This is a genomic window from Kiloniella spongiae (assembly GCF_001026905.1).
GTDB classification, from domain to species: domain Bacteria; phylum Pseudomonadota; class Alphaproteobacteria; order Kiloniellales; family Kiloniellaceae; genus Kiloniella; species Kiloniella spongiae.
On record NZ_LAQL01000004.1, the window covers coordinates 129,151 to 142,547 of the forward strand.

The window sequence follows — 13,397 nt, forward strand, 5'->3', positions numbered from 1 at the left end:
AATTTAATCAGGCGGATCAAGAGTTAAAATATAACTCCCCAGATTATCAGAAATATCATCCTCTGTTTCGTGAGGGACCAAACCCACTTTAAAAATCAACTGTCGCGGCCATAGATCTGACATTGTAAAGCGTCCGATTAGCTCATCAAGGTTAATCCCCTGAAAAACAATCTGTTTATCATCTGACGCGCTTATCTTCTTTTCGAGATGAACAATGTTTGTAAACTCAACTTTCGAGCTTTCCAAAAGCTCTAGATCTGTGATCCCTTCCCGCACTGACCAATCTGTTTTCCCGACAACAGGAACAATATTCAGTATAACATCGGCTGTTATATTTCCCTCAAGATTAACCACCACATCTATCTTTGCAGGTGCCGCATCATTGTGCAGATTATATCTTGTCAACTTTGGATAAGCACCAAGCCGCGCCACATCAGGATCATCCGATGCTATGGCATAATGAACGGATATCCCTTTAAGCTTTATGCCTTCAGCTGCGAAGGCAATAGGAACGTATGTCAGATAAAGTAGGAAACCCCATTTCAGTGCACACTTTAAGTTCATTGGTAAATCCCGCTCCTTAAACTCTCTTTTGTTTGGAACCCAAGATATTATCTACTTAGTGTTCTGTCGGAATTACCTTTAAATTGGTTCTTGAAAAGATCGTAAAACCTACCCGCCTCTTGAGACGAAGCTTCCTTTGTTTTCTCCAGCGTAATCTTCGATGGCCAGATATCTTGAAGCTGGCTATTCACCTCACTACTCTCAATATGAGAACAGGTATCCAAATTATATTTAACCTCTTTTGGTGAAGGAAATCATGAAAAATAGAGAATTTAAGGTACGGGCATTGGGTGAAATTGCGATCCGGTGTCGCGACAAAAAAGCAATGACAAAGTTTTACGATGAGGTCATTGGCTTAGAACACCTCGCCGGAGACGTGGATGACCGGGTGACATTTTTCAAGATTGCAGAAGGGTTTGGCGGTCACACCAGTGTACTCGCCCTATTTCGTCCTGACGAAATCACCGGAACAGACACCAGTGAACACCAATTACCCCAAACTGGCGCCGCATCATCGCTGCACCACATTGCCCTGTCATTGCCATATGAAGAACAACAAGCCGTAATGGACTGGTATGAACAGATCGGTCAGGATTACAGAGTTCAATTGTTCGACTGGATTGGATGGCGTGGAATTTTCACCCGCGACCCAGATGGAAACACAGTGGAGTTAGTGGCCTACGATCCTGAATGGTCAGCGACATGATTGACAGAAATATATTTTCAATATGCTGCAAACCTATGCAGAAACATAGGACCAACTCAGTTTAATATTGAACAAAATACTCCTAGACATTCCGAGAATTTTATTGAGAATATTCTCGCAAAAGATGTGAGGTGGTTATGTTTAAGTTCTTTAAGAAAATTCCCAAATACTTCAGAACTAATTTCGATTTTTTTAACGCTCGAACCCCCGAAGAAATTGAGGAAAAAAAGCTCAATAAAGAAAAAGAAAAAATCCAAAGAGATATTAATGACCTAGGTATCCAAAAGATCATCAAACCAACAGTAATTGTTCTCGGAACTATTATGCTTGCGAGTTTGAATAACCTTCCCAATAGCAGTGACGAGTATTATCTTTATCACGCATTTCTTTGGCTGATTGTTGGATCTCTTATCGGGCTGATGGCGGTAGGTCTTGCTCAAGCCACCATCCTCGAAAAGAAAAATAGTAACAGAGCTGTATTCGCAATACCCTTTATGCTTCTTATAGGTATGGCTTTTTTTGATCTTCGTCTTTGTCGGATTTCCCCAGTTGCTCGACCATGGAAATACCATCTCCAAGCCGGAAAAAATAGAGCATACCGTTAGCTAATGTATGCGTGATAGAAGAGGATCTACTTTGAATAGACGAATTAAACGCTCCACTTATGGTTTTATTGGTGAAAAACCCAAAAGGTCTAACAAAAGAGAAATTCAATGGAATGAAATCTCCAACTTCTTGAAATATTCTACAATAGGTTTTGGAGCTGCAATTACTCTTTGCTTTAATAATCTCGCGACTACTGCCACTCACTACTATCTCTTTAAAGCATACGTAGCGGGAATATTGTTTTGTGTATGTGGTTTTGGAGCTAGTGTAATCGGGGCCACGATCAAAGCAACTGATACAAAAGCAACTAAAATAATTACTTGGGTCGGGGTGATTACAATGCTTGTTGGGGCTACTTTGTTTTTGATTTTGACTCTTGAAAACATCTCTCTTCATAGCAAAACAATAGAGAAGAAACTGCCTGCGATATCTTTCCATCACGCAGCCTCCCCTGACAGGACGCCGACATGAGCTTTAAAGGTTTTTGTAAATGTTCTGGAATTATAGCCATTTTTTGTTTTGTCATTCTCGTAGCAAATTCCATTTTTATGTTCGCTACAGTTTCTGGAGAAAAAAATGACTTTTTTTCTGGCTTGAAAATCAAAAAGAAGAAATTGAAGCTCTTCCAAACCTCGTTCTTGCTATAGGTGCAATTTTTGTAGTTTTTGGATCTTGTTTTGCCGCATGGCGAACAATTATTAGCAACCAAGAACATCAGCTTGAGCTTAAAAAGCATGATGCTGAACTGTTCAATAAAGCATTTGAACAGTTGGGTAATAATAGCCCACATGTAAGAGTAGCTGCTCTTATACGATTGTGGAAGGGAGTGGAAGAAGGGAGATTTGAAAAGAGCTCCTTTTACCTCCTCCTTGATCAATACATAGTTTCGATCAGTAGCCGCAGAGGAAATATTTCAGATAAAACAATAGATTTTGAAACGCGTGAAAAAAGGAAAGAGGCAAGAACTGAAACTCGCTCTATTCTTCAATTTTATAAAGAAGAAGTTAATAAAGAAAATCTTAATCGGAAACGAAACTGGGCTTACAGCAACCTTTCTGGCATGGATTTTAGAGGCATGGATCTTAGGGGAACAAACCTCGAAGGCTGTAATCTCAAAAACACTATTTTTGTTGCAGCAAAAATGAACGATACAAATTTGAGAAGAGCAAACCTTGAAGGTGCGAATATGAGTTGTGCAGATTTGGGTGAGGCATTTTTGAATAAAACAAATTTGAAAGAAACTGATTTCTCTTATGCAAATATTAGCAGGGCAAACCTTACGAATTCTTATGTAGAAAATGCAAATTTTACCGGGGCAAGATTAGATAGAACTCTTCTGGATGGGATTCATAAATTCACCCAAGAACAGTTTGATAGCATTAATGATGAGACAAAAACGCAAGTAAGAACCCCTGAACATATACACCTGACCGTCATAAAAAACAAACATTGAGATGCCTGCGCTGTTCCCGATTATTCTCATAAAATCACTCTGAAAGAATATGAGCTATCAAACTTTAGCAGCTGGATCCTGAAGATTAGAAGAAAAGCTTCTAAAGAATGCCCGAACCTCTTAAATCTCATCTTTCAGGATCTGCGCGACACCACGATAACAAATCTCGCCAGTGCCGGCAGCACCATTCCCCAGATCACTTCCGTCTCTGACCATTCAGAAAAATCTATTCTTGGCATCCTGAAACATTACCTAGCATTGAACGGTGATATGGCAGAGGCCGTAATCAAGAAGTTGATAGAGTTTCAAACCGAAGAACAGGAAGCGAAATAGTTGGAAGAAATGTTGGAACTTTGTTGGAAGATACCCGAAAAATCTTGTTGGAAGATTTGTTGGAAGAAAATTTGGACATCTTTCAACACCCCAAAGTTGGATTTTTTGTTGGAATAAAAGTTGGAAAAGATCAGGGCCTTGTTGGAATAAACCAGCAAGACCCTGTTTTCTTTAGTATTTTTGGCGCGTCCGGCAGGATTCGAACCTGCGACCTACTGATTAGAAGTCAGTTGCTCTATCCAGCTGAGCTACGGACGCTTTATTCTTTTGTCAGGTGATTAGTGTGTCCAGCGACCGAGGCGGGTGGTACTGAAATTATCGCCATAACCTTTTGGCTTTAATTTCCGTTCCTTAGGCTCTTCAACGCTGTACATAACACCTTGACGTTGTGCATATGCAATCGCTTCTTCTTTACTGTCGAACCACATACGAAGCTGTCCGCGCGTATCACGAGAAGATGTCCAGCCCATAAGCGGTTCAATCTCGCGCACTGCGTCAGGTTCATATTCAACCAGCCAGCGTTTGGTGTTTGCACGACCAGACTGCATTGCGTTTTTCGGCGGCTGATAAATACGAACTTGCATGTTTACCTCTAGTATCAGGTCTTCAAGAAACCAGCGATATAATCTTAGTGGTCGGGGAGAGAGGATTCGAACCTCCGACCCTCTGGTCCCAAACCAGATGCGCTACCAGGCTGCGCTACTCCCCGTTTCCACGGTCATCGTATAAGACAGAGTAACACGCAAGGCAACAATCTTTTTTTAAATCATTGTAATTTTCGCCTTAAAAGAGACAATGCGCTGAATAACTTAAGAAAGTCTTTACTCGCGATTGGTAAAGCAAGGCGGCTTAACAAGAGCCAAGAGGCCAAAGATTTTCCTAAAGAACTCTTACAGATAATTAGGTTTTATAAGCAGTTATGACAGACAATTCCCTCGGATCAGATCTTTGGATCATGGCACAGGTCAGACAGTCTAATCAGAACGGAATCCCGGCCATGGTCATCCACAAAGGCGATCCAGACCGCGGGAGTTTATTGCTGAAGATCAATCTGCTGGGACCCGGCTGCCAGGTGTTGAGCCAAACACGCGATATTGACGGCAATCTGGCCTGGCTTGCCGCGAACAAGGGCGAGTTGATGGACGATTATGCTGCTCACGAATATGTTGAGCGCGCTGTCAAACGCGACCCCGACCTTTGGGTGGTAGAGTTCGAAGACAGAAACGGCGGAAACCCCTTTGGCGGAGAAATTCTCTAACACCGGAAGTTTACGCCATCTTCTTTAAGTAAAGCTCATGAGATAGAACAACTAACTTCTAATCAGTAGGTAGCAGGTTCAGCCCCTACCGTTCTCTGGTCGCCGTAAAGTTGAGCTTGGGGTTATCTTCCTGAATACGCCCCATATCCCAGTGGTTACGTGCCATATATACCGGGCACCCGTCTCTGTCGTCCGCCAGAGAGCCTTTGTTGCGATCAAGGAAGTGTTTCATCGCCGCCGCGTCATCCGAGGTCACCCAACGGGCAGTTACAAACGGTGCAGCTTCGAAACCAACATTGATGCCGTATTCCTGCTCTATCCGAGCCAAAAGGACTTCTAACTGTAGCTGTCCGACAACACCCACGATATAGCTGGCCCCGATGATCGGGCGGAAGACCTGTGTCACGCCCTCTTCGGCTAGACTTTCCAAAGCCTTGGAAAGATGTTTGGCTTTGAGCGGATCATCAAGACGTACACGTTGCAGAATTTCAGGGGCAAAACTTGGAATACCAGAGAAGCGAATATTTTCGCCCTCTGTCAAACTGTCACCAACCCGAAGCGTTCCATGGTTGGGAATACCGATAATATCCCCGGGCCATGCCTCTTCCGCCAGCTCTCTGTTCTGGGCAAAGAACATGATCGGGTTGTGAATACTCATGGATTTACCCGTTCCGATCTGGTGCAGTTTCATACCGCGTTTAAACCTGCCGGAACAAATACGCATAAAGGCAATACGGTCCCGGTGTTTCGGGTCCATATTTGCCTGTACCTTAAAGACAAAGCCGGTAACTTTGCTGTCGGAAGGTTCAACTTCTTTTGGTTCTGCGGGCTGCGTCGTTGGTGCCGGGGCAAATTGCAAGACAGCATCCAACAACTGCTTCACACCAAAGCTTTTTAAGGCAGATCCAAAATACACAGGCGTCAGATGCCCTTCGCGGTAGCTTTCCAGATCGAAAGCAGGATAACCATCCATAGCCAGATCAGCTTCTTCCAACAACGTATCGTACTGGTCGCTGGGAATAAGATTTGGTAGCTCATCCCCAAGAAGTTCAGCCTTTACCGGCGTGCCATAGCTATCTTCCCCAGTGAAAGGGATCATTTCTTCACGGACGAGATCATAACAACCTTTAAAAGTACCGCCACCACCGACAGGCCAAACCATCGGCACGGTATCAAGCGCGAGTGCCTCGGCAACTTCATCCAAAATTTCGAAAACTTCACGGCCTTCGCGGTCCATCTTGTTCACAAAGGTAATGATGGGAATATCACGCAGACGACAAACTTCGAAAAGCTTGCGCGTTTGAGCCTCAATACCTTTGGCCGCATCAATCACCATGATCGCAGAATCAACCGCGGTCAGCGTACGATAGGTATCCTCACTGAAATCTTCATGGCCCGGTGTATCCAACAGATTGAAGGTCGCCCCTTCGTATTCAAAGGTCATAACCGAGGTCGTGACCGAAATACCACGGGCCTGTTCGATCTTCATCCAGTCAGAATGCGCACGTCTGTTTTCGCCCTTGGCCTTCACCTGTCCCGCCATGCGAATAGCACCACCCAACAACAGTAACTTCTCTGTCAGCGTTGTTTTACCGGCATCCGGGTGCGAGATGATGGCAAATGTGCGGCGAGATTCAGCCTGTTTGGCAATTTCAGAAGACATGATTTTATTCTATCACTATGTACTAAAGGCGTATGTACAAAAACTGTACTCAGTTCCAACAATATCCTGCTCAATTATAGTCGGCAGGTATCGAATTTTGGCAGACAATCCCGTTTATTCAATGAAACGTCAAGATCAAACCCCGTAAATTGATCAATTATCGCCTCTGGTAACGCATAAAAAACTGTTAACCGCATAAAAATCACCCCAGAAAACAAGCATAATACTTGATCACAAAAGCCCCCTAAATGTCACAACTTTGTGTACAAAAAATTTAAAAAGAACGCCTAACCTAATGATAAAAAGACAAAAAGACACAAAACTTGGAATCCCTCCAAGCATTCAACCCCTAGTCGAAACCACGGTGTTTAATTGAAATTTAAGATACATAGCGCAATATATTAGACAGAGCAGGTGCTCGCCCTATATGGCACCCCGAAAGGAGGCCCCTATGTTAAAGTACATCACCCTTGCTGTGATCGCTTGTACGGGTTTCGTTACAACATTACCGGCTTACGCACAAAATCAGTGTGATAAGCGCGATAGCATTCTTGAAATGCTTTCTGATCGGTATAGTGAAAAAACTCAAGCTGTTGGCGTTACCAATAAAGGCGGTTTAATCGAAGTACTCACCAATAAAGATGGTGCAACCTGGACCATTATTGTAACCACACCACATGGTATCAGTTGTCTGGTTGCGGCTGGCGAAGGCTGGAAACAACTGGAAAAGGCAGCTTTGGAACCAAAAGTTTAAAAAACAATAGTGCCTCATTTTTAAATATTGCACTATTTCTGCAACAAACGATGCTGTGCAATATCACCAACCTTGATGCCAAGCCGGAATGCTGTTCCGGCGTTAAGTTCCAATACCCCAATTACATTCTGATCTGAAGATATCGTTTTTGTCGAATGCGGGGTTGTATTTTCTTTTATATAAACGATTTTACCTTCTGAATTTAGAAACAACATATCCAAGGGGATATAAGTGTTTTTCATCCACATCATCACATTGTTCGGTTTATCATAAATAAAGATCATACCTGCGTTTTCTGCCATATCCTTGCGATACATAAGCCCCTGGGACCGCTCTTCATTGGATGATGCTATTTCTATATCAAACTTATGGGCTTTACCCGTCGCAGAGAAAATTGTCAGGGTGTCTTGTTCGAATAAGACCTGTGCAACACTGATACTTGTCGCAATAAAAATCATGCTACACACAAGGATGATCTTGGTTATGTATTTTCTGATAAATGCCATTAAAGTGTCGTAATTCCTATAAGTTACTGTTTTTTGTTCAAGGTTTACTTCAGCATTCATTTTTGTATTAAAAATTAAAAACTGACCCTATCATCAAAAACTCATCCGCGCGCCCTTCTCTAGAACGCTAATCGGTACATAAGCTTGAGACAACTGATAAATCTGCAGATAACATTACTTTGACTTTTAAGCAGAAAGATCTTGTCTTTACCACAATATCCTATGTTATTATTTATTTGAAATATCAATCTGTTGTCCCAGAGAAATTGATGGCAGAGAAACCGATGAGGAAGAAACCGATGAGCCACAAGAGTATCCTTGTTCACCTAGCCAATGACGATGAACACAAGACACGCTTGGATGTCGCGCTGCGCCTCGCCAAACAGAACGATGCCCATATATCGGCGCTCTTCATTACGACGCCAATTGGCATGCCTGTTGAAGTATATGGTCGCGGAGCCTCGGTTCAATATCTTCTGGATGCTACAAAATCTGCAGAAAACAGAGCTGACGAACTTGAAAAAGAGTTTAAAGACGTCTGTCATCGCGAAAATATTTCTCACAACTGGATTGTGGAAGAAGGTGATCACATTAGCCTTTTGGCCGATCATGCACATGCCGCAGATATTATTATTGTCAGTCAGCCAACTTTTGAGCACTTTGAAGATCGTTTCAGAACCCGCCTTGTTGAAGAGATTACTCTTCTTAGCGGCCTACCTTGCCTTATGATTCCGCGTGGTTTTGACGCCTCCAAGGATGTGGGAAAACGCATTATGGTTGCCTGGAAAGGCACCAGAGAAGCCCTACGGGCAGTGCGCGATAACTTAAGCGAGTTAAAGAAAGCCGAAAAAGTTTTCCTTCTGACAATTCAACCAGAGACCGACGACGCGCTTTCGTTGAGTGAAGTACGCAATTACCTCAAACGACATAACATCGAGGCAGAAACGGTTAAAATAGCCCAAACTGAAAACTCTATCGGGCAAACCATCCAAGATGCTGCAACAGCACAATCCTGTGATGTTATTGTCTGTGGTGCCTATGGGCATAGCCGCCTGAGAGAAATGCTCCTTGGCGGCGTGACAAAGCATCTGGTCAAAGAGGCAACAATCCCGGTTATTATGTCTCATTAAAGAAGACATGAACACTGAGATATGGGGGCTCGATTAGATCAACGCGTGAGTTAGATGCAGTGAGATAGATATCTCGGGGTTATATACCTAGTTTATTTTTTCAGATAACGATCTAAAGCCTCTATTATCTCGTTTGCCATTTGATTGTGTATATTTTCACGGCCAACCTTAATATCAGACACGCAAATTTCTACATTAGCCCCTTCTTCTTTCAAGATAAAGGCACCCTTTGGTTTACAGACACTAAACGCGCTGTGTTGGCTTGCGTTCTGTAGCATTGAATAATGTGAGTTTGGTATCTTACTGGCGAGACTTGATGCATTAAGTGCACTTATGATTGTTTTTTGCGCGCCCAAGTTTATCACGCGGACAGGAACATCCACACTGCCCAGGCTTTGATCAGAAAAGCTCGTCGTCAATTCCGGATCAATGATAACAGCAGCTTTAATACGCGCATCCGTATGCTTTTTCTCTAATCCGGTTAAATCAATTTTCCGCAGATCCACACCAAACTTCTTAAACCACGCACAATCCATCCCTCGATCAATCTCATCACACGAACGAATAAAGCTTTCCTTTTCAATACTAGCACCGGCAAGTGATAAAACAGATGTTCCTCCAAGAAAGAAGCCGACAGCACCTATTCTTTGGCGATCAATATACGCACTCCATTCAGAATTATTTTCAAGTGCAGTTATGGCCGTTGAGATATCAATTGGGCGCCTCCACAATTCATCATTTGCAATTCTTGCATCTGCATATCCTAGAGAAGGCGCTCTAACGTCTGCTACGATAAACCCACTTTCCACGAGTTTAGCAGCAAGCCATGCACTCTGGTGTTGAGCCGATCTCATCCCACCATGAGAAAGCAACACAGTTGGAAAGTTACCCGAGACTATCTGAGCATTTTTTTGGGCCACAGTTCCTTCAAATACAGCATTGCCCCCAACAACAGTTGTTTTTTCGCTATCTCTAGCAGGATACCAAAGTGTTACGTTTAACGACGCCTCACGTTCTGGAGATTCTATAGCTAATGTGGTTACACCAACAACGACCTCATCAGCTTTCACCGAAAAGCCAGGTAAAGCGACAAATAAAACAGACAAAACGGATAGGGAAACAGAAACTGAGAACGGAATTCGCCGCAACTTGATCTCCATCAGAGAAATAAAACACAAACACGAGAAAAAGTTTCCCGTTATCGACTGATTACTTCAAAAACACCAGGCACTTCAATACAATTAATTGCGCTAATTTGCGGCATTACCTATTTGACTTTTTTTAATGACTTTAATGGAATTTTTCCACTCGGAATAAGAGTGTGAATAGGAACTTACCGTAATTCTATTAAATATTAGAGTTAGATGGAAGAGACCATTTACGCCTCCACGCACAATACAAAAAAACGCTCCTTAAATCGGGAGCGTTTTTTGCCAAGATATATACTCTAGATAAAGAACATAAAGGTAAGCAATACAAAGCACGGAATAAGGATAGCCCCGGACCACAGCATATAACCAAAGAAGCTCGGCATTGGGACACCACTTTCCTCTGCGATGGACCGCACCATAAAGTTAGGCGCATTACCAACATAGGTATTGGCCCCCATAAAGACCGCACCTGCTGAAATAGCCAACAATGTATTTGAAAGCTCTCCTGTAAGGGTCGCGACATCACTTCCAGTTGTATTAAAGAACACGAGATAGGTCGGTGCGTTATCCAGGAAACTCGAGAGGATACCTGTGGCCCAGAAATACATGTAATTAACAGGCTCGCCCTCTGGGGTACTCACGGATTCAACAATAACACCCAAAGCACCTGATGTTCCTGCTTTCAGGATCGCGATGGCTGGAATAATGGTAATAAAAATGCCGATAAAAAGCTTACCCACTTCAAGGATCGGGAACCAATTAAAGCCATTATCCTTCCGGCTCTGATCATTCGTAAGTCTCAAAGACAAATAGGCAAGGAACAGAAGCGCCGCATCTCGGGCAAGATTCTGTAATTCAACATGAACGTAATAAATGTCAAAAGAAATACCCGGCTTCCAGATCCCGGACATCAGAACGGCAGCAACAACACCAAACAATAGCAAGAGATTGATTTTCCCATCCAAAGCAAAAGAGACATCATCAGTAGGGCCTGAGGTCTCTGACGCAGCAACGATTGGACCTTCTTTGTTATAAAGGAAGCTATCAAGTGCAAAATAGACCAACAGAAGAACAATAGACAAAAACAACATTGGCAAGAACATGTGAACTGTCGGCCAGAAGAAATCTACACCTTTGAGGAACCCTAGAAACAGCGGAGGATCCCCAAGCGGTGTCAATGAACCGCCAATATTTGCCACGAGAAAAATAAAAAATACAACCGTGTGTGTCTTGTGCTTTCTGTGTTCCATCGCCCTTATTAAAGGACGGATCAACAGCATCGCTGCCCCTGTCGTCCCCATGAAACTTGCCAAGGCTGTACCGATAAGCAGGATAATGGTGTTTAAGGCCGGTGTACCCGTTAGCTTTCCACGTACTCGAACACCGCCCGCGACAGTAAACAAACTGAAGAGTAAAATAATAAAAGGGAAGTATTCTAATAACCCGACGTGAAGAGTTTCATAAAGAGCAAGTTCATAGCCAAAGAAAATGGTAAAGGGAACTAAGAAACTAACAGCCCAGAAACCGGAGATTTTCCCAAAATTTTTGTGCCAAAAATGAGGGGCAACAAGCGGAAATACCGCAATTGAAAGAAGCATGCAGGCAAAGGGAATAACCCAGATCAAACCAAGATCTTTCCCCTCTAAATGAGGCGCCCCCGCACCAGCAGCTGCTGCAACAGTTGGAAACAACCCCGTAAGAACCACGAAAAGTCCAGATGCAGCAATTTTACTGAACCAAGGTTTAACTTCCATATTATCCCCACCCTGTACCTTTTATGTGCTTTTGAAGCTTTTCGTGTCTAAAAAATTCGACACATTGTAATTTTTATAGTGAACATTTTGTAAAGACATTGTACAAAAAAAACAAGCTTTGGCTCATGTTTATCTTATTCAACAGATTACAATTTATACCATCATGATCAGCATATAAACGTATTGTGGTAAAACGACGCTCCTTCTTACTCGAACTAGTGTTTTGACTGTGTTTTATACAGATTGAACTTTACCTACCTCTCAAAAAGTTGTTGCTACAATCCTCTCTCTTATGATTTACCCAGTAAATTGATGACTAAAACTTGAAAGCACCGTGATGACCAAACCAACAAATATACCTGAAATTCAAAACCGCCTTGAGATTTTGAGCCAAGAGCTTATGGCACTCATACAAGAATACCAGCTTGATGCTCAGGATCCTTTGGATGTCATTCCTGTTGCTCGCCAAAAAGTATCAAATAAAGATGATTACATTAGATTTCTGGAATTATCTTTAGAAGGACGACTATTGGGTGAAGCCGCCCAGCACCTTGAAGCTTCCTCTCCCGAATAATAATGACAAAACATAGCAATAGACAAAATATTAAACATAATGAAAATCATTTATTTAGGAAATAATTCTTAGCTATTGAAAAATTAATTAGTAATTTATTAAACAGAATGAGATAAAAACATTAGCATAAGACTGATTTACGATACTTATTTAGTTATTGCTTTCTAATAAATTAAATAACTATTGAAAAGATGCCGAACTTTATTATAAAATAAGAACTTATTGGTTAGTATTCACAGGCGAGTACTTGGGGTGTAAAGAGCGGAATGGTAGAAATACCATCGCAACCATCAAGGTTAAGCATGAGAAATAAAAAACCACTTCCCAAAAGAATTACAGGCGTTCCAAACGCGGTAGATGTTCACGTCGGTCAACGATTAAGATTACGGCGCACCCTGCTTGGTTTAAGCCAGGAAAAACTGGGTGAAGCACTCGGTCTAACCTTTCAACAGGTGCAAAAATATGAGCGCGGCACCAATCGTATCGGGGCAAGCCGCTTGTATGATTTGGCACGCGTACTGGATATTGATATTGGCTACTTCTTTGACGAGATGACCGATGAAGTCTCTCATCGCTCCCCCGGGCAGATCAGAGGCATGGCAGAAGAAGGGGAAGAACTTCCCTTTCAAAAGGATCCAATGGCCAGGCGGGAAACGTTGGAGCTGGTCAGAGCGTACTACAAAATAGAAGAAACAACTGTTCGCAAGCGACTGTTAGAAATGGCAAAAACATTAGGTAATGTTCCTAATGACCAATTTGATTCTTCTGACTAATTTACAATAGCAGTTAATACCAAGTTCAATAAGCTTTGAAAATTACCTGCTGAAGACAGTTTTCAGCTTATTAACAAAATCGTATGTAGATTTATTGTAATGTCCCCAACGTGTAAAAACTTGGCTATTCCCAGCTATAGTTCGAAAGTTTTCATTAAACTTTCGTTGTTAA

Annotated in this window: 15 protein-coding genes and 2 tRNA genes; 9 read left to right on the plus strand and 8 right to left on the minus strand. The window is 42.4% G+C overall.

The features are described 5' to 3' along the window. Positions 1-3: 3 nt before the first annotated feature. Positions 4-564, minus strand: a complete 561-nt coding sequence (locus tag WH96_RS07095) for a hypothetical protein (RefSeq protein ID WP_047763475.1) — start codon at positions 562-564, stop codon at positions 4-6. A 256-nt stretch (positions 565-820) separates the two neighbouring features. Here WH96_RS07095 and WH96_RS07100 point away from each other — a divergent pair, with 256 nt between their 5' ends. The 4 genes from WH96_RS07100 to WH96_RS21265 all read left to right on the plus strand — a co-directional run bounded on the left by WH96_RS07100 (position 821) and on the right by WH96_RS21265 (position 3,329). After that, positions 821-1,270, plus strand: coding sequence for a VOC family protein (locus tag WH96_RS07100; protein ID WP_047763476.1), 450 nt, complete (start codon positions 821-823; stop codon positions 1,268-1,270). 137 nt (positions 1,271-1,407) lie between these two features. Further along, positions 1,408-1,875 carry a hypothetical protein gene (locus WH96_RS07105; RefSeq protein ID WP_047763477.1) on the plus strand — a complete coding sequence of 156 codons (468 nt, stop codon included), beginning with the start codon at positions 1,408-1,410 and terminating at the stop codon, positions 1,873-1,875. Positions 1,876-1,906: 31 nt separating this feature from the next. Further along, positions 1,907-2,347, plus strand: coding sequence for a hypothetical protein (locus WH96_RS07110; protein WP_162200128.1), 441 nt, complete (start codon positions 1,907-1,909; stop codon positions 2,345-2,347). Positions 2,348-2,702: 355 nt separating this feature from the next. Further along, a complete protein-coding gene (locus WH96_RS21265; RefSeq protein ID WP_053005755.1) occupies positions 2,703-3,329 on the plus strand; it encodes a pentapeptide repeat-containing protein in 627 nt (208 codons plus the stop codon). 514 nt (positions 3,330-3,843) lie between these two features. Here the strand turns inward: WH96_RS21265 and WH96_RS07130 are convergent. The 3 genes from WH96_RS07130 to WH96_RS07140 form a co-directional block, all read right to left on the minus strand. Continuing rightward, positions 3,844-3,920: transfer RNA gene (locus tag WH96_RS07130), tRNA-Arg, on the minus strand. A gap of 20 nt (positions 3,921-3,940) precedes the next feature. Beyond that, complete coding sequence (locus tag WH96_RS07135) at positions 3,941-4,246, minus strand: ETC complex I subunit (RefSeq protein ID WP_047763605.1); 306 nt, start codon at positions 4,244-4,246, stop codon at positions 3,941-3,943. Positions 4,247-4,294: 48 nt separating this feature from the next. Then, a tRNA-Pro gene (locus tag WH96_RS07140) sits at positions 4,295-4,371 on the minus strand. A gap of 210 nt (positions 4,372-4,581) precedes the next feature. On the opposite strand from WH96_RS07140, the gene WH96_RS07150 reads away from it, so the two are divergent. Beyond that, complete coding sequence (locus WH96_RS07150) at positions 4,582-4,920, plus strand: DUF1491 family protein (protein ID WP_047763482.1); 339 nt, start codon at positions 4,582-4,584, stop codon at positions 4,918-4,920. Positions 4,921-5,005: 85 nt separating this feature from the next. Here WH96_RS07150 and WH96_RS07155 read toward each other — a convergent pair whose 3' ends face one another. Beyond that, complete coding sequence (locus tag WH96_RS07155) at positions 5,006-6,583, minus strand: peptide chain release factor 3 (protein WP_047763483.1); 1,578 nt, start codon at positions 6,581-6,583, stop codon at positions 5,006-5,008. 451 nt (positions 6,584-7,034) lie between these two features. Between WH96_RS07155 and WH96_RS07160 the strand changes: the two genes are divergently transcribed. Next, entirely contained in the window at positions 7,035-7,337 is a 303-nt protein-coding gene (locus WH96_RS07160; RefSeq protein WP_047763484.1) for a hypothetical protein, read from the plus strand. 32 nt (positions 7,338-7,369) lie between these two features. Here WH96_RS07160 and WH96_RS07165 read toward each other — a convergent pair whose 3' ends face one another. Then, on the minus strand, positions 7,370-7,843 hold the full coding sequence (locus WH96_RS07165) for a DUF192 domain-containing protein (RefSeq protein WP_047763485.1): 474 nt from the start codon (positions 7,841-7,843) through the stop codon (positions 7,370-7,372). Between the two features lie 299 nt (positions 7,844-8,142). On the opposite strand from WH96_RS07165, the gene WH96_RS07170 reads away from it, so the two are divergent. Beyond that, complete coding sequence (locus WH96_RS07170; protein ID WP_162200129.1) at positions 8,143-8,973, plus strand: universal stress protein; 831 nt, start codon at positions 8,143-8,145, stop codon at positions 8,971-8,973. A gap of 92 nt (positions 8,974-9,065) precedes the next feature. On the opposite strand, the gene WH96_RS07175 is transcribed toward WH96_RS07170, so the two are convergent. Together WH96_RS07175 and WH96_RS07180 are read right to left on the minus strand one after the other, a co-directional pair. Continuing rightward, positions 9,066-10,043 (minus strand): alpha/beta hydrolase family protein, encoded by a 978-nt coding sequence (locus tag WH96_RS07175; protein ID WP_156176736.1) that lies wholly within the window; start codon positions 10,041-10,043, stop codon positions 9,066-9,068. A 377-nt stretch (positions 10,044-10,420) separates the two neighbouring features. Then, positions 10,421-11,878: a sodium:proton antiporter gene (locus tag WH96_RS07180; RefSeq protein WP_082130375.1), complete on the minus strand. Its 1,458-nt coding sequence runs from the start codon at positions 11,876-11,878 to the stop codon at positions 10,421-10,423. 337 nt (positions 11,879-12,215) lie between these two features. On the opposite strand from WH96_RS07180, the gene WH96_RS07185 reads away from it, so the two are divergent. Both WH96_RS07185 and WH96_RS07190 read left to right on the plus strand, forming a co-directional pair. After that, entirely contained in the window at positions 12,216-12,452 is a 237-nt protein-coding gene (locus WH96_RS07185) for a hypothetical protein (protein WP_047763488.1), read from the plus strand. 302 nt (positions 12,453-12,754) lie between these two features. Then, the gene (locus tag WH96_RS07190; RefSeq protein ID WP_047763489.1) at positions 12,755-13,225 is read left to right on the plus strand and encodes a helix-turn-helix domain-containing protein; all 471 of its coding nucleotides are present in this window, start codon (positions 12,755-12,757) and stop codon (positions 13,223-13,225) included. The last annotated feature ends 172 nt before the right edge of the window (positions 13,226-13,397 follow it).